Raw genomic sequence first — 24,532 nt, 5'->3', positions numbered from 1 at the left:
GCTAACTGCCCTTCAGGATGGAAGAACTCGGTGGGAACAGCGGCAAGCGGGGGTGTAGTTCGACCATTCATCGTTCGAATTCAGCGTAAAGAAACCGCTGAACTCGGGGTGCGCCACGATCCAGTCCGGACGACTGTCATCGTTGAGATCACTGAAATACTGTCGAGGAGACTTTCGCCTGTCCGCCAGCGGTATTCGGGGCAGTTCGCTCCATGCCGCGTACATGATGTGATCCCCGCCTCTGTCGTCCCGCAACGGCTGGCTATAGCGCCAGCTTTGGTCGGTTCGATGAAGAATGCCTGGCAACCCTTCTCCCTTCAGATCGACGAACTGAAACTGGTCCTGGTGGTTGAGTCTGGCCAGTGCCTCGAAAGGTTTGTAGTGGCGAGCCTCGGGCTTGAGCGTGAAACCGGAGTAGCCAAACTCAAGAGGCGGTTGGTATCGATCGGTGTGTGTTTCGCCAAAGGTTTGGGGCAACGCCGCACTCAGACAGCTGTAGGAAAGCGCGCAAGTCTGATACTGGAGCAAGAGGCGGCGAATCAGTACTGGCTTGTCGCCCATCGATGGTTCATTCGGGAAGTAATGAAACATCAGAACCTGTTGGCACAAGCGTTGAGTACGCAACTCAAAACCGTAGGCGAAGTCCGAGAATGGATCACTGCGTACAGCGTACGGTTGCGTCCCTTTGTACCCGGGTGTGTCTTCCAGACGAACGCTGCGTTCGCCGTAGTCGAAACACAGCTCGAAATGCCATTTTTTATCCTTGAGGCCATCGACTTTGCACAAGTACAACTGCGAGTCAGCCGTGAAGTTGCCATAGCAAACGCGACTCAGGTAACGCTGGGCACGGTTATCGGCCGGGCCCCGAGCAGTCACCTCATCAGGGGTGTACTCATAAACAATATGTTCGCCATGAGCATTCATGCTTTCTTCGAGCAACCACTCACCTACCCGCGAGGGGGCGTTGGAGTCTGCGCGGCGCGCTGCCGGTGTTTTTCCGAACAGATGTTGACTGCCGTCAGCGCGGTATATCAGCCAGAAGCCCGGTTGGTCGGTCGCACTGAACCAATGTTCGATCCGGTCGAAAGCCGCTTCGACTCGAGGGGAGTAGCGAACGACAGTGTATTGCTCCAGTGTCTTGCCATTGCTGCTCAGCGCGTATTTGGAAATGAACGCACCGGTCGTCTTGTCCCGCTCCGGCATCCATACCTCGCCGTCGGGCCCGACGAACAGATCGTCATCGGTGTAGGCCGGGACGCCCTGTCGGGTACGTCGTGCAATTGTGCCCAGGGAAAGAGCCCAACCGAGGCCGAACATACCGTTGCCTTGCGCGTTGCTGTAACGCAGGGTCAAGGCCGGGGCAAATCCGCGACCCGGGGTAACAGGCAAGGGGATTTCAAAGGACGCCGTGCCTCTTGTACCAACCGAGCCGAGGTTGTTGCCGATGCTTTGGATGGCGCCGCCACCCTTGGGCAGCGCCGGAGGCGCGATAGGGACGGAGCTCTGTTCGTTCATTGCTCACCCCCATCCACCCTGGCGGTGTATTGCACATGCACGATGATATCGGTGAGTGATTCGAGCATGGCTTTCTGTGAAACATGATTGGGGAAGGACAACTTCCATTTTGAAATCGCGCCGGTGTATTCGAAGGGCAGGTAGCGTTCGTCCTGAAAGTTCAGCGTGAGAAGACCGCTGTCGTCGATGCCTGTCGAGAGGGCGACCTGCTGGTTCGCGCGTTGGCCTTTTATGGACTTTTTCTCGACACCGGGCATGACGACTTCACTGGAGGTCTGGGTCAGGAGGGCGCGAATGTCCTCATAAGGGCCCAGAGTCGTCGGCAGGGAGATACTGATGCTCTTGATCCGACGCAGGCAGTGCCCTGGGTAGTCATCGTCAAACAGGGACTGGGTCAGTTCGAAATGACAGGAGCCGTTTTTGACAAGGTCATCTTTGAACCCGTCCTTTGTGACACCATCCTCCCAGACCTTATGGATTGCCCCCGTCTTCGCATCCTTCTCTTTTAGTTGGCGTAACGACACGGTCTTGCGAATTTCCAGCTCGCGCTCGTTGCCCAAAAGGTAGGCAGTCTTCATCTTCACCAAGCCCAGCTTCATCGGCTCCCCGGGACCAAGTCCGCGATAAGTGCTGTTCCAGGTCTTGGGTTGAAAGAACGATTGTGTTGTGGTGTCGGCCATCTCATAGCACCAACATTGCTCGGTGAATTGGCACAGCGACAAAGCGGAGTCATATGCCTGGTAGTAGAAGATGGACATCTGGCCAGTGAACCACTGGTATAGCTGTGCATTGGTAAAGCGCTTGGTGAGGAAGGTATAGGTGGACCTGGCTTGCATGAGTGTCGTTTGTGTTTGTCGCAACTGCAGAGCAGAGGCGATTTCTCGTTCGGCTTCAAGCGCCAGCTGCGCATCGAGTTGTGCGATTTCAAGCCTTGCCTGATCGCGTGCGAGTGTCCACTCCTGATGGCGACGACGATATTGCGCTGCACGCTCGAGCGCCTCACCTGTGCCATGCGCTGCTGCCGCCAGGCCTTGAGCTCCAGCCATGACCGCAAGAGGAATCCCCTCCACGCGATGTCCACCGTCCGCCATGCCAAAAATGTTGGGGACCACCTTCAAGCCCTGGCCAATCACCTGGGCCGCGTAGGCGGAGGCCTCTGCGATACGTCCCGCCAGGTGCGATGCGGCGGCGGCGGCTTCTTCCGGGTTGATCACCTCATCCACCCGTTCACTGTAATAACGTTCTCGCTCCTGCACGATCGTTTTACTGGCGAGCAAGGCTTCCTTGTTTTTTTGATCGACCTTCAACGCCTGGGTTTGCAGGTCTACGGCAATGTTCGCCATATCCCAGATGTGTTGCTGCTGTGTTTCCTGATAGAAGGCCTGCTCGGCACGTTCGATGAATGACAACAGCGTGTTACCGAACTGGATCACAGTCTCCACTGCGCTCATGGCCTGGGCATGCATGACGCTGAACCGGTAAGGCGGGATAGTCGAACCCAGGCGTTGATAGATTTCCGGCTCTGCGGCCCTTTGCGGGTTGGCGCCGAGCTGTCCGGCGGGTATCGCTGGAGCGGTGAACAGTGGAAGCCTCAATGGCTTGCCGACGATGTCGAGGTTGTGCCTGAGGTTATGCAGGCGACTCTCGAGTTTTCCCCAGCGCGCGATCAACACAGGGTTGAACGGTAAACGCAAATGGGGGGTGTCTATCGCATGCACCGAAGGAGGGGGGGCATAAGGTCGAACACAAATTTCGGGCACCGGATTGTCGGAGTCGCTTGAGTTGATGTGTTTTTTTTCAGTGCCCTGTTTGTATTCAAACGTTCGCAATTCCTCGTTTTTAGCGGCAATGAAGGCGCCGAGGGTAGTGGGGGCCCACTCGTCAGTTTGTTTGAGGTCTGGGCGCGGGCCCAGCAGATCCTGGGCGCGGATGTACCAAAGCTTGGCTTGCGCCAGCTCATCGGGGGCCAATGAGCGATAAGCCATGTCGCCGCGATTGATCAAAATATCGATATAGAGCATGTACAAGGCTTTGCGAAAATGCACCGGATGGCTCAGGGCTATTTGATGCGGGTCTTGTGGGCCTTGAATGGCATAGGTGGATTGGCCAGGCTCTGGAGTGACGCTGATCAACGGCACGGCATTCCAATAGCTTGGATGACCGCCCTTGACATCCTTGCGACTGGGGTTGAACAGGTAATGCAACCAGCGCTCGGCTTCGCTGTATTGGGATGATTGGTTGAAACGGTGGGCGACCAGCCATGGTAAGTACAGGAACAACTCGACAAAGTAGCGCCCATAGGCGCCGTAGAAATCCATCTTTTCCTCGCCCTTGCTTTGTTCCATCGCAGGTTCCTGCAAGTGCTGGGAGTCCCAGCTCAGCAACTCGTCCATACTCGTTTCGGCACGATGAATCAAATACTTGGCGAAGGTGATGTTCAATCGAACAGGGGCGCGTGGCCTGGTTTCCTGATAGTTGCTGTGCTTGATATCCGAGTCAGAAAAATCAATGAATTCTGCTGTTCCTAACGTAGTGTGTTTGCTGGATTTGATACGGGGTGGCTTCAGATCGAAGTTGGAAGTCGAGTGCCTGAACTGGAGATTTACATTGCGCTCGGTCTCGGCTTTGACAGGCAGAAATACCTTCCCCCATTTTCCGAATTCTGTTTTGAGGCGATCGAGTAGATTTTTACCATCCTCTTGTTTGGGTGGGTTTTCTGGCACGTTCTTGGGGGAGAATGTTGCATTGGATTCAGAATCTTTATCAATATGCGCGGCCATCCAGAACGGGGCTTTCAGGTTGTGCTCTGTGTTCTCTGTTTTGCCCGTTTCGTTATTGCCAACGTAGAGGACAACGAGTAGTGACTCTGTAGAGTGTGTCCCATCATGGACGGCAACTGTATGTGTAATGCCCTTGAGCTCGGTCAGTGTCTTGGCGTGAAACATTTCGTTCCCGCCGTAGCCCTGTAGACAGGTTTGAGGCGTACTCCAGCTTTCATCGTAATTTTTGTAGCACATGTTCAAACGAAACAGCGGATTGGCGGGCGCCCGACTGTTGGTTTGAACGCCGCTCACAGAGTTTTTGTCCTGAAAAATACACTCAGCCCAGATTACATACAGACGATTGTTGAACATGACCGGACGAATAGTGTGCTCGATGGCGCTTTCGGAGATCGGCAGGTTGACGCGTTTCCAGTCTGACCAGGCCTGTGGCTCTGGCGTATCGTATTTGCTGTCGGAATTAGCTTTAGGATCAGTTGTAGAAGCGGAAGTCGTGGGGGGACTCTCGGGGCGCATGGACATATCCAGCGAGCGCCAATAGTAAGTATTGGCGGCGCGGGATTTGGCAATGAAGTAATAGGTGCTGTTGGCGAAGTCGCTTCCGTCGATATAACCATTGAGCGTCTTCAAATTGGAAATTTCTTCGAATTTCGTCAGATAACTCACTACTGCTGTTTGAACGGACCGGGATGTCAGTTGGTTCTGGTTGAGGTCATTTTCCAGTTGCTGAAAACTCTCGGTCTTGGCTGTGCGAAGGGTCGGGTCAAGGTAGATCGCCGGAAAATAGTGCAGCTGCTGACTGGACGCCCATGTCGAATAGTGGTGCATCACCGTACGCCAGGTTTCGAGCTGATCCGGCGGAATGATCGCCGTGTTATACCCAGGCTCCATATTGGCCAGAATGCTGTTGATGTATTGCTGCAGGCTTGCAATGGCGCAGTCCACCTGGCTGGTGGGCACGTCCTGGCTAACCAGCACATCAAGTAACCAGTAGTGATAGAGGTCATTGGCAGTGTTGAGGTGCGTTGCGATATTCAACGTCTTCAAATCTTCATTGTTGGGCACTATTTCATGTAGGTAGAGCGCGAGTTGGGCATCACGCAAGCTTTCGTTGAGTTGCTTTTCAATCGTGGCAGACATGTTCACTCCTTGAGCATGTAGTGGGATCAACGACTAGTAGCCATGACGGCTTCACCGATTTTTTTCCAGTCGTCTGTTGTGCTGTTGTTGTTCAGGGCAGTGGCGTCAAGCAATGAACTCGTTGTCAGGCCTGTGGCTTTACAGGTTGTGTAGCAACGCATGACCCAATCCAGGTCCTTCACGGTTCGGGCTTGCTGATGTGTCAGTGTTGCTGTCAACACGGTAACTTGCTCGGTTGTCCAGTTCAGCAAGCCGGCCAGCAAGCTGTTTTTTTCGGCTGTGGTGGCTTCCGAGTTGGCGAATTTCAAATAGCTCAGAACATTCTCTTCAGGGTATTGATGGGTGGTCATCCCATGATTGAAACGATCCAGAAGATACAAACTGCTCAATGTAAGCGTCAGTTTCTGCGTCGTGTCCGACGGCTCCAACCAGTCGGGGTGTTCCAGGAACAAGTGCAGGGCGCTTCTGCTCAGGTGCAACTGAACGGCAGCCTCGGCATGGCGCAGTACCTTGGGCAGCGTTTTGGAAAGTTTTGTTAAGTATGATTCGTTATTCGCATCGTCTTGCGTCGCGGTCAGGATCTCGTAGGCCGATGTATTGGCCCATACCAGCACACCCTTTGCACTGTTCATGGGAAGTTGACAGGTTTCCTGTAAAAGCTGTTCGACCAGGTGCAATTGTCGGTCATGGGCAAGTAGCAGCAGGTCTTTAAGCTTCTTCTGGCAGTCGTCTTTGAGCCTGGCGTTTTCGGCAGCGTCGATGTTCAGTACCAGTGGCGCTATGACGCTCTGCAGCACATCAACCAGCTTTTTCGGTACATCGTCTGTGATGGTGGGTGCGAAGTTCTTCATCAGGCCGTTGGCGTCAAGCAACGTGCTGGCCATTAGAGACCACCACGTTGAATCTTCTGGTGGCTTTGGTAGCGACAGCGCATTTACCTCCGCAATCGTTACCTTGCGCTGGTCGGTATCTTTCTTCAGTTTGGTGAGGTGCTGCTGCATGTTCTGCAATGCATGATCATCGCTGTTCGTGGTGCTCAGGAGGAGGTGTTTCAGCTTGGGGATGGTGTAGACGGATTCACTGAGCCAGTTTGTGATCCAGTCCAATTGCATCAGTACATCAAGCATATTGAAGGGATCAGGCCTCAGGGGCTCAGTCTGTTGCAGCTGGGTGTTGAAGAGCGGAAGTACTATATCGCTGCCACTGAGCTGAGTCCTTGTAAGGGTCACCCAAGAAGCATCTCGCTTGATAAGTTCATCGAAATTACCGTGGATCACCTTGATTCCACACCCCGCCAGAGAGACCACGCTATTCGGGGCGGCAGTAACAATGCCGTAGATACTGATCGTGGCAACTTTATCCGAGCCGGAAAGGGCGGGAAACAACACTGAAAACGCATTGACGGTATCTGTGTTGGCGAACCATGAAGTACTTGTTTTCAGTGTTGAGCCTGGCAGGAGCGTGGGGAGGTAGTCATGATAGAACTGCCCAGGCAAGTGAAAGCGTGCGACCACTTCAACACTCATATGGTCTTCGCGGGCAGTCACTTTTAGTGTGCGAATGTTATCGATTGGATTCGTCAGGCAACTCGTCACGCTTTCACCTCCCAACAAGGTAGCCAGCGTTGTGCAGTCGGCGATCGAGATACCGAACATTCGAGCGATCTGCGCTTGTCTGTAGATTGAGGACAAGGTGTCCAAGGCAACCTTGAGAGAGCCAAGGTGTTTCTGCGTGTTCTTTACGACCTTCAATAGTGAGTCCTCGGCCAAGGGCAGACCAAGGCTGGCACTCAAGTGTTGGAGGACAGTGTGCGATACCTTATCAGTATCATCGGTCGAGAATGACCGACCATCGAGTGCAAGATGTTTTTCAAAAAGACGGGTTTGATTGAATACTCTGTCGAACAAGGAAACTTGATCGCCGATAGCATAGGGGGATAGCTGATAAAGTACAGCCGCGAACTCGTCGGCGTTAATAGAGTATCGACGCTTTAAATGGCGATAGACCCCTAGGGTGCGCAGGGTATGAGTGTCGAGATGCATATCGTGATTAATGGGCGTCGACGAGTTGAACGCGCTGATGATCAGGGTATCCAGTTCGACGAAAGAAATATCCAGCCAGCGTTGCAGGCGGATCATTCGTTGCATGCGTTGGAGTCGCTCATATGACGTAGCGGTAATCTCCTTGGCGACGACTTTCATGTTGTCAATGATGTTGCTGAAGGAAGGACCGTGGACGTAACGAGCTCCATACAGTCCGTCAAGTGCAATGGGCGTTGGATAATTGCTGGAGAGGCGGGGGGCGTTTTTGCCTTGCGCGAGCAGTGCTTCAAGTTGCTCTGCGTTCAACCCGGAGTGCTTCAGAAAGGTGTCGAGATCCTTCAGTTTGTTTTTTTTTTCAGTGCCATAGATTTTTTTCCAATAGTTATCCGAGGGGGTGGCTATCAGGTCTTCGATCAACAAATCCTGCTGTTTTGGACTTAGTCCAGACATCAGCTGTTGTGCGACACTCGGGGTGGAGTTCCTTATCTGGCCATACTTAAAGTTGACTGTCTGTGTGAGCGGAAGGTGTGTTGTGATGCGGTAGTTCAGTTCGCCCAGCGACGGTTTTTCCCCACTGAGTCCTAACAGGCATTGATGATGGGAAATTTCATAGGGCAGAGCGAAGGGGTAACTTCGTAACGCCAGTAGCTCATACGTGGATTTTTCTTTATCGGGGCCGTCCTTCATCGCCTCCTTAATGTTTTTTTCCAAGAGGTCGTTGACTATTTTGAGCATCGGCTGTGGGGTGAAAGTGTTGTGCTGGTCGATTACTAACTCCGCGAGTTCCGGCCGTCGCGTTTTCAAACGTATCCGGTTGTCGGTTGGAGTTTTAGCTTTTGTTTTTTTATCTGTTTTAGTTTCTGTTTCTGTTTCTGTTTCTGTTTCTGTTTTTTCTTCTTTTTCTGTTTTAATCGCAATTTCAGTTTTTGATTGCGAGGCACTCATTTCCAGTTGTTCGGCAAATAAATAGAGTGCTCTAAGATAAGCGACAGGCGAGTCGATGGATGCGATCGAATCGATTTTGCAAGAGTCGTCCCAGTTTTCCTTGAACAGGTTGGTGTAAGTGGGACCTTCTTTCTCGACCGCGCGAATGCCTGCCGGGTGCCAGCGGTGTTGGGGTTCCCCTGAGGATAATTGTTTCTCCCGATACAGATGGCTGATCTGGGCGGCAAGGCATTTGGCATCGTTGTAGAACTTGACGAGGCTGGCGCTGGAGATGACCAGCGGTTTTGCATATTTGCTCTTGAACTCATTCTCGACTTTTTCCTTAAAGCCGTTTTCGGTAAGTCGGGTAATGTCGAATACAGAGGTTAACTTCAGTTTGTCTTTAAATAATTCTTCCAGTTCCGTTTGTTCTTCGGAGGTGAGGGGCTTGATAAGGGATTTGATAAGGGACTGCAGTAGCGGGTATTTTTCCATGCCGATGAACACTCCTATAAGTGGAGTATCGACATTACTGCGTGTTGCAATTGAGCTCTGTCAGCTCTTTAAGGTGCGACGCAGGGAAAAGACGTCGCTGGCTCGGGAAGGGGGCCTATCGACCTGTAGGATTTCGACACACAGCGCTCCCCCCAACCAGCACGATTGCTGAAAGGGGAGCGAGCAGGTTTTTTAGACCCGGAAGTGGCTGACCATCTGCTGCAACTGACTGCCCAACCGCGCCAGTTCAACACTGGACGCCGCCGTTTCGTCGCTGGCGGCGGCGGTCTGTTCGGACACGTCGCGCACGTTGATGATGCTGCGGCTGATCTCTTCGGCGACGGCGCTTTGCTGCTCGGCGGCGGCAGCGATCTGCTGGTTCATCGACTGGATGTTGGACACCGTGCGGGTGATGTTTTCCAGTGACACACCAGCCTTGCGGGTCAGCGCGACGCTGCTGTCGGTCAGGGCGCGGCTGTTGTTCATCACGGCGGACACTTGTTGCGTGCCGTTCTGCAGACCGGCCACCAGGCCTTCGATTTCTTCAGTGGACTTCTGCGTGCGCTGAGCCAGGCCACGGACTTCGTCGGCCACCACCGCAAAGCCACGACCGGCTTCACCGGCACGGGCCGCTTCGATGGCGGCGTTGAGCGCCAGCAGGTTGGTCTGTTCGGCCACGGCCTTGATCACGTCCATGACGCTGCCGATCTTGTCGCTTTCCTGTTGCAGCACACTCATGGCTTCGGTGGAGCGCGCCACTTCGGTGGCCAAGCGTTCAATCTGGGCGATGGCTTCGTTGACCACCTTGTCGCCTTCGCGGGCTTCGCCGTCAGCTGCGGCGGCCGCCTGGGAGGCTTCTTCGGCGTTGCGCGCGACTTCCTGCACGGTGGCCGTCATCTCGTGCATGGCGGTGGCCACTTGATCGGTCTCGATCTTCTGGCTGTTGACCCCGGCGCTGGTTTGCTCGGTCACGGCGGACAGCTCTTCGGCAGCGCTGGCGATCTGGGTGACGCCGTCGCGGATGCCGCTGATCAAGTCGCGCAGGGTTACACCCATGCGAGCGATGCCTTGTTGCAACACGCCGAGTTCGTCGCGGCGAGTCACTTTGACGTCCTGGGACAAGTCGCCGCTGGCGATGCGTTCAACCACGGCCAACGTGTCGCGCAGCGGGCCGGTAATCTGACGGGTGATGATCACGGCAGCAATGATGCCCACCAGCAACGCCAGCAAGGTGCTGATCAGTTGCAGGGTGCGAGCCTGGGCGCTTTCGATGTCACGGCGGTCGAGCTGGATCTGATACAGCTGATCACTCAGGGTCACGATAGCGGCGCCCTGGTCGGTCATTTCTTTGCGCGCCTGCACCGCATCGCTGTTCGCCGCTTTATAAGCCTGCAAGGCGCTGCGGTAGTTGGTCAGTGCGGTTTCCAGCTGATGCAGGGCGTCTTGCTGAGTGTCGGCGAAATGCACGTTGAGGGGTTTCAGGCTGGCGATGGCCACGTCCAGTTGGCCGACGGCTTTTTGCTCGGTCTCGGCGTTGGTGGTCGCGGTGTAGCCGCGCACTTCGTAGCGGGCCAGCAAGAAGGCTTCCTTGGCCGCCGTGATGGCCTGGAATTGTTCGAAGCGTTGGTCGCTCAGCGGCATTTGCTGCACGTTGGTGTTGATGGCGTTGATCAGCGTGTTCGCGGTCTCGGCATTGGCGCCCATGGTGTCGCGCGCGCTGTTACCGGTGCGGTACGCGCTGCGCATTTTGTTCAGGGACGTCTTGTAGGCGTCGATGACGGCGCCTTGCTCTTTGAGCAGCTTGAGGTTTTCCGGGCTCTTGAATTTCACCAGCAGCGCTTGTTGCTGAGCGGAGAACGCCTCGAGTGTGGTCTGGACATTCTGTGCGGCAGTTTCATCGCCGTTGGTCAGCATGTATTGCAGGCGTACCACACGCAGCTTGGTCAGGCCGGCATTGAGCTGGGTGATGTCGCTCATCCAGTTGCTGCGGTCAATCAGTCCGCCCAGGCTTGTCCAGCCGGTCAGGGCGAGGACGCAGGTCAGGGCCAGGACCAGGCCGAACCCCAGGCCCAGCTTCATGTTCACGCTGATATTGCCGAACCAGCTATTCATCAAAAGTCCTCCAGGAACGTTGTGCTTCTAGATCGTCGGTTGGCTGGAAGATTGTTGTTTTTGGTAGCCAGCAAGGTGTGTAGCAGGACTGTATCGGCAGCAATTACGAGAGCTGAATGGTTTTTGCGGGACCGATGTGTAACAAGGCTTTTGCAGGTCTTAAGCTTTTTTTCACATGCGTTTCACCGACTGCCGACGCCAGCCTCTTTACTCTCGCCGCACCGAAGAAAGTGATGCGTGCCTGAGAGGCGGTTTGATGTGGTATTGAGACTGAATCTGTTCGGGATAAAACGCTCGATTGATCTGAGCCGTTTTGCCCGCTATCGCAATGCGGCTGTCGTGCTCGCCTCGGCGCTGCTGGTGATTCCGCTGACGGTGTGGCTGTTGCAGCCGGCCGCTGTACCGGACCTGGCCCATGGCAATGTGACCGGCGCCCGGGCGTTGGCGGCCGATTGGGCCAAGGGCAACGTAATCGTGCTGGTGCGTCACGTTGAACGCTGCGATCATTCCAGCGCCGCCTGCCTGAGCGGTAACGATGGCATTACCGCTCGCTCTCGCAGCGTCGCGGTGGGTGTGGGTGAGCAGTTCGAACAACTGGGGCTGAACAAGGCCGACATTTACAACAGCCCCATGTTGCGTACAGCGCAGACCGCTGGTTACATGTTCAACAAGGTCGGGGTTGGTGAAGAATGGTTGATCAATTGCAAGGGCACCATGCTGCGGGACGCTCTGGCGCACAAGGTGGCCGGGCGAAACCTGATTCTGGTGACCCACAGCGAATGCATGTCGCAACTTGAGAAAGACCTCAAGTTGCCGGCGTCTACGCTGGGCTATGGCGCTTCTTTGTTTATCTCGGCCGAAACGCCTCTGGCACCCCGCATGCTCGGTTTCATCGAAGCCTCGGACTGGCGCTCGATGACTGCCGAATGAATTCACTTTCTGGATCAGGACACACGATGTTGACTTCTTCCCGTTACCGCTTTTATTGGGTGAACTTTGGCATTCCGCTGGCCTGTGCGGTCGTGGTTTTCCTGATGTTCGACCTGACCAAAATCGACATCGCTTTCAATGATCTTTTTTATGACCCGGTCACGCAGACGTTTCCGCTGGATCATATCCAACTGTTCGAAAAGATCACCCATAAATGGGCGCGGATCATCCCGAACTGGACCGGTGAAATAGCGATCATCGGCGCTTTGCTGTCGTTTCTCTGGCCGCGTCTGAAGGCCGAAAAGCATTCGAAAATCATCGCATTCCTGGAAAAAATCAAAGTCGCGCCGGTGCTTCGGTTCGCCACCAAGCACCGCCGGGACTTCCTCTATGTGGTGCTCGCGTTCTCCATCAGCACTGGGGTGATCCACTACCTCAAGGGCCACACCAGCGTGTACTGCCCGGTCGAAACGACCCAATACGCGGGAAAAATCGAGCATAAGGAGTGGTATCAGAATTTCGATCTGCTGAAAGTCGCCGGCAAGGGGCGTTGCTGGCCGGGCGGGCACGCCTCGGGCGGTTTCACCATGCTCGCGCTGTACTTTGTGGCGCGCCGCTACCGCTGGCGCTATTCCAAAGCGGTGATGTACGGCTCGCTGCTGCTCGGTTTCGTCTACGGCACGACGCGGGTTGTGCAGGGCTGGCACTACATGTCCCACACCTTTTGGGCCGGGATCTTTGTATGGCTGGCGTGTTTGCTGACAGCGCTGGCGTTCTACGGGCGGGCGCGGCTGGAGCAGCCGGTGCTGCAAGCGCATGAGCGGTCTGAAAGCGTTGCACAGACGCAAACGGTTAGCTGATTCAAAAGACTTGAACAACAAAACCCGCCAGTCCTGAAGAGGGTGGCGGGTTTTTGTTATCCGTCTTGTGGGGCGGTGTTCGGGAGATTGCCTTTGCAGCAGGCTCGCTCTTACAGAAAAACAACGGGCTAAAAAGGGTATACGGGGTGAATTCTTAACAAAGTGTGAACAACTGGTGTGATCTATTAATAGCAACCCTTGCTATCCCTTAACGCCTGGCTGGCCATGCCAAGTGAGCCCTTGATTGAAACGCCCTCCAATTCCATCGCCGGCTGCAAAACGTTTTGTGCCCGGAAAAGCTGTTCGCAAGTTAAGCATCGTCGCAGTCATCCTACTGATTGGCGCCGCGATGGTCGGGTACTGGATGTTTATACCGCCGGCGCCATTTGTTCCGTTGAGTGGCCTGGATCCTTCCGCCGTGTCGATGATTGCCTTGGGCGACCAGGGCAGTGGTGATCTGCAACAGTGGCGGGTGGGGCAGGCCATGGAGAGAGTCGCGGACAGAGACGGGCGGCTGGACATGGTCGTGTTGTTGGGCGACAACTTCTATGGCAAACCGCTGACCAGTACCCACGACCTTGGCTGGCAAATGAAATTCGAGCGCGTCTATTGGGGCCAGTGGCTGAGTCATGTGCCGTTTTACGCCGTACTGGGCAATCACGATTACCCCAAGTCGCAAAAGGTCGAGCTCGAATATGGCCGGCAGCGCAAGGGCTCGGGTCGCTGGCAGATGTCGAGCAACTTCTATGTCAAGGATTTCGGCAGCGTCGATGGGCGCCCGTTGGTGCGAATGGTGTTCCTCGACACCTCGGCGCCACGGGAATCCTTTCAGCGTCAGATCGACATGCTTGACCAAGCCTTCCAGCAACCGGGACCGGCACCTGTATGGCGCATTGCGGCGGCCCATCACCCGGTCCGCAATCATGGCCAGCATGGTGAGGACGGTGAACTGGTCAACCTGTTGTTGCCCGCGCTGGAACGCAACAAGGTCGACGTGTTCCTCGCCGGGCACGACCACAATCAGCAACTGCTGCTTCGCGCCGCCGAGCCAGCCTGGGTGGTTTCCGGGGCCGGGGGCCAGAAACTCTACGCCCTTGGCGCCGGAGGGCAGGACAGCTCGTTTGCCACTGCACACGCCGGTTTTGCCAAACTTGATTTGAATCCCGGTCAATTGCGGCTGGCCTACTATGACGATCGAGGCAACCTGGAAACCGGTTATCGTTGGGACCGGGATTGTCAGTGGATGGCCAAAGGCTGTCTGTTGCCCGACGTTGCGCAAAAGGTGGTCGTGCAATAACACGATGAGCGCTTAGCGGAACCCGGTACTCGGCGCCGGGTTGATCAACGCCGTCAACACATGATCCTGCCAGCGCCCGGCGATACTTAAGTAGGCCTTGGCATAGCCCTCACGTTCAAATCCCAGGCGCTCCAGCAGCCGCGCACTGCGTTCATTGCCAGCGGGGAAACACAACAAAACAGCAGGCAAAAAAAAGCCCGCGGGAGGGCGGGCAAACCGTAGTTTCTTGAATGAGCGAGCGCAATGTACCCGTTGGTGGAAGGTCGTGGGGTGAAGAAAAATTCATGTCGATGAGTGCCCGCCGTTTCACTCCCTGAGACACGCCTACGGCAAATGATCCGCCGCAAAGTCCGCTTCCGAGCGCGCCCGCAAACGGCCCTTGCGGCAGGCCTGCTGGAATCGTTCGAAGTCGCGCTCATTCTGTGCGGTGTAGCTTTGCGCATACTTGAACAGCGCGTCGGCCAGCGCATCGCTTTTGCCGATGTAGCCGCTGATGTGTGCGGCGTTTCCCGACGATTTGGCGTGGGCGCGGGCCAACGCGCGGCCACAAACGCGTCCGTAGGCGGCGAAGGTTTCAGCGTCGAACGTCTCGAGTTCCGCCGAGACTTTCATGTCGCGCAATTGGCGCACATAGAAGTGGCGACCGCTGGGGCCGGTGGTCCAGCCGAGGAACAGGTCACTGGCCGATTGCATCAACCGTTGACCATCGACCACGCGCTGACCGTTATGCCGCACCCGAGATTTTGTCTTCACATAATCGGCAAGCACCGAACGACGCGCCTCCTTGAACTGCAGGAACAGCGGGAACTCCTGATCATCGGTCAGCAGGGCAACCAGGCATCGAGTCCCGACGCTGCCCACACCGACCACTTTGAACGCCATGTCCTGAACGTGAAAACGCGACAACAGCTCGCGCCGGTCGGCTTGCAGCGTGCCGGGATAATCGCGCATGAACGTGTCGTAAAGCGCACGCCAGTCCGACAGGCGCAGCCAGTCGTCGTCGGCATCCAGCAGCGTGGTGTTTTCGTGTAAATGGAAAATTTCCGGCAGGTCATCGCGAATGATCAGACGGCCCTGTGCGTCACGGTCACTGATTTTTGGCAGCAGTTCAGCATGGGTACGCCGTTCAGCTTTCTCGATGGCGCGCTCTACATGCTCCAGTGTTGCTTTGCTCGCCTGCTGCCGCAAATCGCGGTAACTGATGGACTCGTACCAGGTTTCCATAGCGCTTTGTTCGGCGCATTCGAGCATGGTCTGCTGGTAGGCGCCGACCACCTGGCGGCAGACCGTTTCTTCGACCGTGTCGCCATGGCGCAGGTCGCGCGCTGCCACCACAAAACTGGCCACCAGCCGTTTCAAGTCCCACTCCCAAGGGCCGGGATGGGCTTCGTCGAAATCGTTGACGCTGAACAGCAGATTGCGTTCTGGCGTTGCAAAACCGCCGAAGTTCATCAGGTGACTGTCGCCGCAGATAGGCGATACCAGCCCCATGTTGGATGTTGCGGCCAAGTCGTGGGCTTGCAACAGCGCGTTGCCGCGATAGAAGGTGAACGGCGAGACCAACATGCGGCCGTAGCGCAACTCGACCAGCGACTTGATGCGGCCTTCACTGGACGTTTTGATCAGCGGCAGCGGGTCGCGATCTATTTTCCCCATGGCCGCCTGCGAACTGCGGGAGCAGTTCTTGCGAGCATCCTTGCCTTGCTTCAAGCGGTCGTTGAGGTTGGTCATGTGGGCTCGTTTGATGAGTGTTTTCGTACGTGTGAGAGATGAGTGTAGAAGGGCTTCGGGTCTTCATACGAAGTGTAAGCAATGAGCTCGCCCGGCATCCCACGCCCCGGTGACCTGATGAACACGTAAATCTCTGGGGAGCCATTGCGATCAAGGTCGGCGACCTCGGCTCGGACGATGGTGCCGGTGAGGGGGCGTACGATCTTTGAGTGATCGATTTTCAGACCTTGGGGTGCAATGCGTAGAGTACGATTTCCATCGACCGACTCGCTCGTCACGTGAAAGCCAATGCCCTGCAATTCAAGTGTCTGGTCGAACGGCTGGTTGCTGTCCGTCGCATCACCCGAGTTCAGGCTTAATGAAAGGCTGTAGTTGGCCACCTCATTGCGCCGAGCGGCGTTGCGCATCAGGTATACCTGAACCGTGTATTCGCCATCGGCGGGCAATAGTCCCAGAAAGTGATTGCCCATGATCGATCCGTTAAACAACGCGTAGTCCGCACCTTTTGCGGTGATGTTGAAGTAGGTGGAGGTGTTGGAAGACTTGAAGTCCACGGTCATCATTTGACCGGCCTTGGCGTTTAGACGGTACTGCGCGGTGAGCGGGCCTTTGATGGAACGGGCGAACTTGACGGTGTCGGAGCCCTTGTTGAAGGTGACCTGCTCGACATGAGGAGCGATCTCGGTGGCGGCGTGTACAGGCACAGAAACCATGGCGACCAGGACGGCTGCGATCCATACGTTCATGTTGATCTTCCTGAGTGAGTGGTTGCAGGTAAACCCGCAGCATAGGTTCCGTTGTGTTGTATCGCCGACTAATATGTTGATTACAGCTCACTCGATTTTAGCGTGTGCTTGAAATGATGCTTCCAAAGCCTGACACCCAACTCTCCAGTCCGATCCAGCGATGACCCCATCGTCAGATCCGTGATCAGCGTCGGCTGCAACCCCGCATCAAACAACGAAAACCCCGCCGCCAGGCAGCAAGTCTCGGTCTGAAGACCGCAGACGAGTACGCGATCCACCTTCAGGCTTTTCAAATACTCGATGGTTTCCTGCGAAGGCGCGTAGCCGTGCTTGATAAAGATACGGTCGGCCTGAATCAGGCTGTCATCGTCCGGAGCGGGGTGCCAGCCGAGTTGTTTTTGGAACGGGGTTTTGGATTCGTCGTGGCGCTCGACCGTGGCGACGCTGGGCAGGGTACCGATGAGTGTTTGGATACCTTCGATGAGCCATTGAGGTGGGGCGAAGCTGGGCTGGACGTCGATGATAAGGAGGGCTTGGCGCATGGGCGTCTCCGTGGGAGGTCGCGACGACGATGGTGGCATTGGTCGCGAGGTTGTTTTGGGGGGGCTTGCGAGCCTTATCGCGAGCAGGCCTGCTTTTGCCGGGGATGGTGAGGCTGCCTGCAAAAATGACCAAACCCCAGATGCAACAAAACCCGCACTTGGCGGGTTTTGTTTTGCTTCGTATTTGGTGGAGCCGGGGGGATTTGAACCCCCGTCCGCCAGTACTCCGCTGTCGGTACTACATGCGTAGCCGTGTCTATTAAGTTAACCCTCAGCGACCCGACGGGCAGGGTGCTTTGGGCGAGTTGTGTAAGTTTTAGCCGCTTCGTCCACAACGTACTGCACGGCGATTCTGTTCTATATGACAATCACTTTGGGTTTACAGACATCCCCTGATGATTGCTGGACCCGAAGGTACCAGAAGGGAAGGGCTAAGGCTGCTTACGCAGCGAGAGCGTATTCCCCGTAGGTTTCGTCATTGGCAACTATAGAAAGTTGCAACAGTGGATTTACGAGTTCTGTTACCAACTCGGCATGCACCTAAAGTTTCGCAACCGGCGTCGAATCCTAAACGGCCCCGAGCCTGTTGCTCTGTGAATCAAAGTGAGCAACAAGCCTGCGCAGTGTACGCCAACACACGTCAGAAGGCCAACCCGAAGGTGGCCGCGAGTGATCATGGGTTGGGTTCGTTGCTCAGTTTGTCAGCGCCAATGCCTGGATGGCCTCGGTGGCGCATTTCTTGTCGTCCCCGGCGGCTTTTGAAGTTTTGGCGCTGGCCAGCAGTCTTTTGATCTCCGGTGCGTTGGTGGAGGTCGCTGGTAGCGCATTCACTTTGGCTTCGAGCTCCTGCAGCTTGCTGGTACAAAGGTCGTTGTCCGCTGCAAATACGGGAGAGGCCAACATTGCAGCAGACATGACCAAACCAGCGAGTGCGGTACATTTCATGGATATCTCCTTGTACTGATGGTCTCGGTGCTGCCGTATGAGCGGGCGGCTCGGCCGAGTCGAAAAACAAGCCACGATGGATGAGGCCTACTTAAAAGACCACGGCGCTGCGCAGGAATTCGGTTTCTTGAGAAAGGCTATGAAAAAACTGTTTGTCAGAAGCAATGAGCAATTTCGCCAGCTGCTTCAGATCGCGTTATGGCTTAACTGTGCAGCCGCCAGCCTGTTGCTCTTTGAATCCTGATGAGCAACAAGCTTGCGCGGTATACGCCAACAAGGCCCAGATGGCCAACCCGAAGGTTGGCCTTGTGCTGGGTTACTTCCCGCCTTTGTTCGCGTTCTTGAGTTGCTGGATAGTTTGTTCGGTCTCGGCGATGCAATCATCTGTCCCTTCCTTGGTGCCTTTTGCCTGATCGGCTTTGGCTTTCGTGACGCTTTCCATTACCTGATCAGCCATCTCCGGAGGAGTCTGTGCCTTGGCATTTTCGATGGTTTTCAGGTTGACCGTACAGAGGTCGTCAGCGGCAAACGAGGTGGACGCCATCAGCGAGACAGTAACGAACAGACCTAACAGTACAGAACGTTTCATGTGTATCTCCTTGAACTGAGGGTCCAGACATCGCTGGCCGTCAGGACGGGCTGCCGAGTTTGGGTAAAGCCCGGTAACGTCCGGGCTTATTCTGTGGACTATGGCAGCGCATCAGGGTTCTGTTTTTCTTGCAAGACCCTCGCCTGCGTTACCCGATCCACCAAATAGACTAGCCCGTGGTAATCAATTCCGCCGTGCTGCGTCAGACCGATCTCACACGTGCGGCTGGTCGAAATCCCCTCGCTGCACTGCTGCACCGCATCCTTGAGCGTGCGCAACGAATGTGCGTTCAGTTCCGGCGTAGTAAAGCCTTTATCCCCTGCAAAACCGCAGCAGTGAATGCCTTCGGGAATGACCACGTTTTTGCTGCATTTACGCGCCAGATCAATCAGCGCCTGACTTTCGCCAAGGTGCTGCGTGCTGCAAGTGACGTGCACCGCAATCGGCGCTTCCTGCGGTGTGAAATCGAGGCGATCCATCAAGTGCGTACGGATGAAGCGCACCGGGTCGTACAGGTCCAGGCGCACATCGCCCAAGTCCTGAACCAGCCGTAACGTACACGGACTGGTGTCGCAGTAGATCGGGTCGAGCCCGCCGCGACTGGCGTGCAGCAAGGCGCCGATCAGCTCCTGGCGTTTGTGTTCGGCCTGTTCGGCGTAGCCTTTGGAGGCGAACGGTTGACCGCAGCAGAGGTTGTCCAGGTTGTCCGGAAAGACCACTTGGTAACCGGCCTTTTCCAGCAGCCCACGGGTTTTGTCGTACAGCGACATTTGCTCTTTATCACCCGCCGCCGGGCCCATTGCCCGCGACACACACGCCGCCAGATACACCACTCGAGGGCGATCGTCCGACACGATCGGGCTGAAACGAATGGCTTTTTCCGGTTGCGGCATGGCATTGGTCCATTGCGGAACCTGACCTTTGGATAGGCGCGTCAACGTCGCCGACAGTTTTGCCAAGCGTGGAGCCCCCAACAGCATCCGCGCGCCATTGGCCACGTGCAGGGTGAAACGCGCGCCTTGCAGCGCAGTGGCGAAATTACCTTCCAGCCAATTGGCCGTTTTCGTATGAGTTGCCTGCCGACTACGGAGCTTTTTCACCAGCTCGCCGGTGTTGATTCCTACAGGGCAACGTTGCGCGCAGAGGCCGGTGGCGGCGCAGGTGTCGATGCCTTGGTATTCGTAAGCGGCTTCGAGTTCGGTGGTGTCCACGCCAGCGCGTTTCTTCGCTTGAATATCACGCCAGATCACGATGCGCTGGCGCGGGCTCAGGGTCAGGCCTTTCGACGGGCAGACCGGTTCACAGAAACCGCACTCGATGCACTTATCCACAATCTCATCGGCGGCCGGCAACGGCTTCAGGTGCTTGAGGTGGATCTGCGGATCCTCGCTGAGCACCACGTCCGGGTTGAGAATACCGTTGGGGTCGAGCAGGCGTTTAAGCTGCCACATCAACTGGTAGGCATCGCTGCCCCATTCCAGTTCGACAAAGGGTGCCATGTTGCGCCCGGTGCCGTGTTCAGCTTTCAGCGAGCCGCCGAACTCCACGGCTACCAGTTGCGCCACGTCGTCCATGAACGCCTGATAGCGTGCGACTTCTGCCGGGTTGTTGAAGCCTTGAGTGAAGACGAAGTGCAGATTGCCTTCCAGCGCGTGTCCGAAAAGGATCGCTTCGTCGTAGTGATGTTTGTCGAACAGCTCGATCAGGCGGTTTACGCCGGTGGCCAGTTGTTCAACCGGGAACGTCACGTCTTCGATGATCACCGTGGTGCCGGTTTTGCGCACGGCGCCGACGGCGGGGAAGGTGTCTTTGCGGATCGCCCAGAGCCGGGCGTTTTCCACCGGGTCTTCGGTGAAGTCGACTTGTTTTTCCACCGGGAAAGAAGTCAACGACGCCATGATGTGCGCCAGTTGTTCCTGTAGCAACGTGGACGATGCGGCGCGGGATTCGATCAGCAGCGCGCAGGCATTGTTCGACAGTTGTTGTACGAAAACGGGCATGCCGGGTTTGTCCTGCACCGAACGCAGACTGCGTCGATCCAGCAGCTCCACAGCCGACACCGGTTGGCTTTTCAGCACAGTCACGGCGTTGCAGCAGGTTTCCACATCTGGAAACACGATCAGCGCTGAGGCCTTGTTCGGGTGGTCGATCACCGTGTCGTAAGTCACCGCGCTGATGAAACCGAGGGTGCCTTCGGAGCCCACCAGCAAGTGGCTCAAGATATCCACAGGCTCGTCGAAATCCACCAACGCATTGAGTGACAGCCCGGTGGTGTTTTTCAGACGGTATTTGTGGCGAATTCTCGCCGCCAGTTCGGCATTGGCGCGGGTTTCGCGGCCCAACGTTGCCAAGCGTTCAAGCAGTGACGCGTGGCTCTCACGAAACGCCGCAACACTCGCCGCATCTTCGGTATCGAGACGGCTGCCGTCGGCCAGCACCAGACGAATGCCAGCCAACGTGTGATAGGTGTTTTGCGCTGTACCGCAGCACATGCCGCTGGCATTGTTGGCGACGATGCCGCCGATTTTACAGGCATTGATCGACGCCGGGTCCGGGCCGATCTTGCGCCCGAACGGCGCCAGCCACGCGTTGGCCTGCGCGCCGATCACGCCCGGTTGCAGGCGGATTTGCGTACCTTGCCCGCGAATCTCGCGACCGTTCCAGTTATCCCCCAGCACGATCAACACCGAGTCGCTGATGGCCTGGCCGGACAGACTGGTGCCGGCGGCGCGGAAGGTCACAGGAACTTGATCCCGTTGCGCGAGTTTGAGCAGCGCGACTACCTCATCTTCCGACTCGACACGAATCACCAGTTTCGGAATCAGCCGGTAGAAACTGGCGTCGGTGCCAAAGGCCAACGTCGACAACGGATCGTCGAAACGTCGCTCCAGGGGAATCAGTTGCTGCGCATCTCGCAGGAAAGCCGCGGGTAGATTCATTGGTCCTCCAGGATCATGACCACGAGGTCTTTCGGACCGTGAGCGCCGTAGGCCAGGACCTGCTCGATGTCAGCGGTTTTTGACGGACCGGACACCAGCAGGGCGTTGGTTGGCATGCCTTGGGCCCACTCGAATTCCTGCTGCACTTGATAGAAGTTGTCGCGGATTTCACTGGCCTTGAGCAGGGCGAAATGCACGGGCGGCACCAGGCTCATCAGGCGCGGTTCTTCCCGCGTCGGCCAGAGAATCAGGCTACCTGTGGCGGCGATTGCGCCGAGGGTGCCGGTCAGGCTGGCCGGCGTGTCGTTGAACAGTTCGGTCTTCCATGCTTCAACCGGACGGTCGTAGGACTTGAGCGTTGGCAGATCAGGATTTTTCGCCCAGTGCTGAGTGACGCGTTGCCCGTGAGGCGTAGTCGGTGCAATCAACAAACTCGGCAACTGACGGTCCCGCAACAACTGAGCAAGCAACGAAGGCCAGCCTTCGCCGGACGTCAGGTGGATTTCGGTGTGCACCGCTTCCATCAGTTTGCGCAGCTGTGGGATGCGTTGCTCGGCCGTGTAGGTGTAGGGCGCTGTCACCAGTTCGACGTCGAATTCGTCAGGCACTGGTGTGGTCCCCGCGAGACTGTTCCGCAACTTGGCGAGGATATTTTGCTTGGCGCTCATCAGCGATCTCCCTGTTTGGCCAAATGCTCGCGGGCCATGTCATGCAGTGAGCGGGCAGCGGGTTTCGGTGCGCTGTGGTTTTGCGTCCAGGGACCGACGTTACTGGGTGCCAGTGCTCGCAATCGAGTGGCGAAGAAGCCGAACAGTCGATAAAGCGTGGGTGAGCTGTTGAGCTTCGCCCAGGCATTCCAGATAAACCGTTCTTTGCGCGAGTACTTGCTGCCCTGGCCGCGCATCACTTGATGAGGGCTGTCCGGGGCTTTGACGTTCTCTTCCCGTAGGCGACGCAGCAGCGCCGGGATCGGAATTTTTACCGGACAGACTTCACCGCAGGCGCCACACAGCGACGAGGCACTCGGGTGGTCCGGGACTTTCGCCAGGCCGACCATGTGCGGGGTGATGATTTTTCCGATAGGCCCAGGGTAAACCTCCCCATAGGCGTGGCCGCCGATTCGGGTGTAGACCGGGCAATGATTCATACAGGCGCCGCAGCGGATGCAGTTCAGGGTCTGACGCAATTCGCTGTCAGCGAAGGCCTGGCTGCGACCGTTGTCGAGCAATACCAGGTGCACTTCCTGAGGGCCGTCGAGTTCATGTTCCTTGCGCGGGCCGGAGATCATGTTGACGTAGGTGGTGATCGGCTGGCCGAGGGCTGAGCGGGTCAGCAGTGACAGCAGCGGCACCACATCGCGCAGGTTTTCCACGACTTTTTCGATGCCGGTGACGGCGATGTGCACCGGTGGCACGGTGGTGGTCATGCGCCCGTTGCCTTCGTTTTCCACCAGCAGCAAGGTGCCGGTTTCGGCCACGGCGAAGTTGACGCCGGAGACGCCGATGTCCGCTTCGAAGAATTTCTGCCGCAAGACCTTGCGACCGATCTGAATGAGTTGGTCAACGTCCTTGGTGTATTCCACGCCAAGTTTGTCGTGGAACAAGGACGCGACCTGGCCGGCATTCTTGTGGATCGCCGGCATAATAATGTGTGAAGGCTTCTCGTGGTCGAGCTGGACGATGTACTCGCCCATGTCCGATTCCAGGCATTCAATGCCCTGTTCAGCGAGGAAGTGATTCATTTCCATCTCTTCGCTGACCATCGATTTGCCCTTGATCACTTGCCGCCCCTCGTGAGCGCGGATGATCGAGAGGACGATGCCATTGGCTTCGTCCACCGTTTCCGCCCAGTGCACTGTCACACCGTTGCGGGTCAGGTTCTGTTCAAGCTGCTCGAGCAGGTCGGGCAACTTGGATAACGCACGGGCACGGACAGCATTGCCCAGCGCTCGCAAATGTTCTCTTTCGTGGGCATCGCTGAAGGACGCTGCCCGTTTGGTCATCAGCGAATCCATCGCCGTGCGAAAGTTATTTCGCAGCTGCTTGTCATCCAGCGCCTTGTGAGCGCGGATGCGAAAATCTTCTTCCACGGCAACCGTAGGAATAATCGCGGAAGCGTTCATAGAACACCTCCGGTTCGCTGCCAAAGGAAACTGGCCAGGTGTTGGCCGCGTAGCGCTTCCTTCTGTTTCTCCAACGAGCCGTTGATGTTCATCAGACAACCACAGTCGGCACTCAGTACCTTGTGCGCGCCGGATTCCTTCAACGACCGGGTCTTGTCAGCCACCATCGCGCCGGAAATGTCTGGCATACGGACGCTGAAAGTCCCACCGAAGCCACAGCATTCACTTTCATGGCTGTGGTCGACTCGTTCCACGTTACGCAGCTGCGCCAACAACTCGCGGCCATGCAAGTGGGTGTTCATCTCACGACGTGCCGAGCACGACGTGTGCAACGCTACTTTGACTGGCTCGCCACTGTCCTTGAGCTGCACCTTGCAGACAAACAACAGAAACTCGGCCAGTTCATAAGTCCGGGCAGCCAGCGCCTGAACCTGTTTCAGCGTATCCGGCTCGTCCTTGAACAAGTCGGCGTAGTGTTCGCGCAACATTCCGGCACACGATCCCGACGGCACCACCACCGGATAGTCCCCGGCAAACAGCGCCAGTTGCGAGCGTGCCACGGTCCTCGCCTGCTCGGTGTAACCCGAGGTGTAGGCCGGTTGTCCGCAGCAGCTTTGCCCCTGCGGATACTCGACACGAATGCCTTCGCGTTCCAGCAAGTGAATCGCGTCCATCCCGGCTTCGGGGTAGAACAAATCCACCACGCAGGTTCCGAACAGGTAGACCCGTGACGGTTTCTCGCTGGGGTATTGCCGAGGCTCGGGCAGTGGCGGGGCGACGCGGGTCGCATTCGGCACAGCGTTGTAAAAAAGCTCGCTCATCA

At 56.5% G+C, this 24,532-nt stretch carries 17 protein-coding genes, 1 other RNA gene and 2 pseudogenes; 4 read left to right on the top strand and 16 right to left on the bottom strand.

Annotation, left to right across the window (positions count from 1 at the left end):
- Window positions 1–12: 12 nt before the first annotated feature.
- The 5 genes and pseudogenes from KW848_RS32255 to KW848_RS32505 form a co-directional block, all read right to left on the bottom strand.
- Window positions 13–1,515 (bottom strand): SpvB/TcaC N-terminal domain-containing protein, encoded by a 1,503-nt coding sequence (locus KW848_RS32255; protein ID WP_309140079.1) that lies wholly within the window; start codon window positions 1,513–1,515, stop codon window positions 13–15.
- Window positions 1,512–5,435 (bottom strand): neuraminidase-like domain-containing protein, encoded by a 3,924-nt coding sequence (locus KW848_RS22540; protein WP_218538079.1) that lies wholly within the window; start codon window positions 5,433–5,435, stop codon window positions 1,512–1,514. Before KW848_RS22540 ends, KW848_RS32255 begins: the two co-directional genes overlap by 4 nt.
- Window positions 5,436–5,461: 26 nt before the next feature.
- Entirely contained in the window at window positions 5,462–8,896 is a 3,435-nt protein-coding gene (locus KW848_RS22535) for a Tc toxin subunit A (protein ID WP_218538078.1), read from the bottom strand.
- A gap of 192 nt (window positions 8,897–9,088) precedes the next feature.
- Window positions 9,089–9,802 carry a methyl-accepting chemotaxis protein gene (locus KW848_RS32510; RefSeq protein WP_371916907.1) on the bottom strand — a complete coding sequence of 238 codons (714 nt, stop codon included), beginning with the start codon at window positions 9,800–9,802 and terminating at the stop codon, window positions 9,089–9,091.
- 144 nt (window positions 9,803–9,946) lie between these two features.
- Window positions 9,947–10,873 (bottom strand): annotated as a pseudogene (locus tag KW848_RS32505) (methyl-accepting chemotaxis protein); the annotation flags it as partial.
- 393 nt (window positions 10,874–11,266) lie between these two features.
- On the opposite strand from KW848_RS32505, the gene KW848_RS22525 reads away from it, so the two are divergent.
- The 3 genes from KW848_RS22525 to KW848_RS22515 all read left to right on the top strand — a co-directional run bounded on the left by KW848_RS22525 (window position 11,267) and on the right by KW848_RS22515 (window position 14,095).
- Window positions 11,267–11,938: a histidine phosphatase family protein gene (locus KW848_RS22525; RefSeq protein WP_218538076.1), complete on the top strand. Its 672-nt coding sequence runs from the start codon at window positions 11,267–11,269 to the stop codon at window positions 11,936–11,938.
- A 26-nt stretch (window positions 11,939–11,964) separates the two neighbouring features.
- Entirely contained in the window at window positions 11,965–12,798 is an 834-nt protein-coding gene (locus KW848_RS22520) for a phosphatase PAP2 family protein (RefSeq protein ID WP_218538075.1), read from the top strand.
- Window positions 12,799–13,162: 364 nt separating this feature from the next.
- Window positions 13,163–14,095, top strand: coding sequence for a metallophosphoesterase (locus KW848_RS22515; protein ID WP_256365239.1), 933 nt, complete (start codon window positions 13,163–13,165; stop codon window positions 14,093–14,095).
- A 12-nt stretch (window positions 14,096–14,107) separates the two neighbouring features.
- Here KW848_RS22515 and KW848_RS22510 read toward each other — a convergent pair.
- The 6 genes and pseudogenes from KW848_RS22510 to KW848_RS22485 form a co-directional block, all read right to left on the bottom strand.
- A pseudogene (locus KW848_RS22510) lies at window positions 14,108–14,254 on the bottom strand (30S ribosomal protein S5 alanine N-acetyltransferase); the annotation flags it as partial.
- 165 nt (window positions 14,255–14,419) lie between these two features.
- A complete protein-coding gene (locus tag KW848_RS22505) occupies window positions 14,420–15,826 on the bottom strand; it encodes a DUF2252 domain-containing protein (RefSeq protein WP_218538074.1) in 1,407 nt (468 codons plus the stop codon).
- Complete coding sequence (locus KW848_RS22500) at window positions 15,823–16,572, bottom strand: hypothetical protein (protein WP_223526436.1); 750 nt, start codon at window positions 16,570–16,572, stop codon at window positions 15,823–15,825. The genes KW848_RS22505 and KW848_RS22500 overlap by 4 nt, the downstream gene beginning before the upstream one ends.
- 80 nt (window positions 16,573–16,652) lie before the next feature.
- Window positions 16,653–17,114: an isochorismatase family protein gene (locus KW848_RS22495; protein ID WP_218538073.1), complete on the bottom strand. Its 462-nt coding sequence runs from the start codon at window positions 17,112–17,114 to the stop codon at window positions 16,653–16,655.
- A 185-nt stretch (window positions 17,115–17,299) separates the two neighbouring features.
- Window positions 17,300–17,693: a transfer-messenger RNA gene (gene ssrA / locus KW848_RS22490) on the bottom strand.
- A gap of 114 nt (window positions 17,694–17,807) precedes the next feature.
- Window positions 17,808–18,059: a hypothetical protein gene (locus tag KW848_RS22485; RefSeq protein ID WP_218538072.1), complete on the bottom strand. Its 252-nt coding sequence runs from the start codon at window positions 18,057–18,059 to the stop codon at window positions 17,808–17,810.
- A 37-nt stretch (window positions 18,060–18,096) separates the two neighbouring features.
- Between KW848_RS22485 and KW848_RS22480 the strand changes: the two genes are divergently transcribed.
- Window positions 18,097–18,303: a hypothetical protein gene (locus KW848_RS22480; protein WP_218538071.1), complete on the top strand. Its 207-nt coding sequence runs from the start codon at window positions 18,097–18,099 to the stop codon at window positions 18,301–18,303.
- 72 nt (window positions 18,304–18,375) lie between these two features.
- Here the strand turns inward: KW848_RS22480 and KW848_RS22475 are convergent, their stop codons facing one another.
- The 5 genes from KW848_RS22475 to KW848_RS22455 form a co-directional block, all read right to left on the bottom strand.
- Window positions 18,376–18,648, bottom strand: coding sequence for a hypothetical protein (locus tag KW848_RS22475; RefSeq protein ID WP_111450479.1), 273 nt, complete (start codon window positions 18,646–18,648; stop codon window positions 18,376–18,378).
- A gap of 98 nt (window positions 18,649–18,746) precedes the next feature.
- Window positions 18,747–21,587, bottom strand: a complete 2,841-nt coding sequence (locus KW848_RS22470) for an FAD-binding and (Fe-S)-binding domain-containing protein (protein WP_218538070.1) — start codon at window positions 21,585–21,587, stop codon at window positions 18,747–18,749.
- Entirely contained in the window at window positions 21,584–22,255 is a 672-nt protein-coding gene (locus tag KW848_RS22465) for a lactate utilization protein C (protein ID WP_218538069.1), read from the bottom strand. Before KW848_RS22465 ends, KW848_RS22470 begins: the two co-directional genes overlap by 4 nt.
- Window positions 22,255–23,709, bottom strand: coding sequence for a LutB/LldF family L-lactate oxidation iron-sulfur protein (locus KW848_RS22460; RefSeq protein ID WP_076028708.1), 1,455 nt, complete (start codon window positions 23,707–23,709; stop codon window positions 22,255–22,257). The genes KW848_RS22465 and KW848_RS22460 overlap by 1 nt, the downstream gene beginning before the upstream one ends.
- Complete coding sequence (locus KW848_RS22455; RefSeq protein ID WP_111450476.1) at window positions 23,706–24,530, bottom strand: (Fe-S)-binding protein; 825 nt, start codon at window positions 24,528–24,530, stop codon at window positions 23,706–23,708. Before KW848_RS22455 ends, KW848_RS22460 begins: the two co-directional genes overlap by 4 nt.
- Between the last annotated feature and the right edge of the window lie 2 nt (window positions 24,531–24,532).

The organism is Pseudomonas sp. PDM25, from assembly GCF_019219045.1.
Taxonomy (GTDB): domain Bacteria; phylum Pseudomonadota; class Gammaproteobacteria; order Pseudomonadales; family Pseudomonadaceae; genus Aquipseudomonas.
The sequence above is the reverse complement of the archived record's forward strand: the minus strand, read 5'-3'. Positions and strand labels throughout refer to the sequence as shown.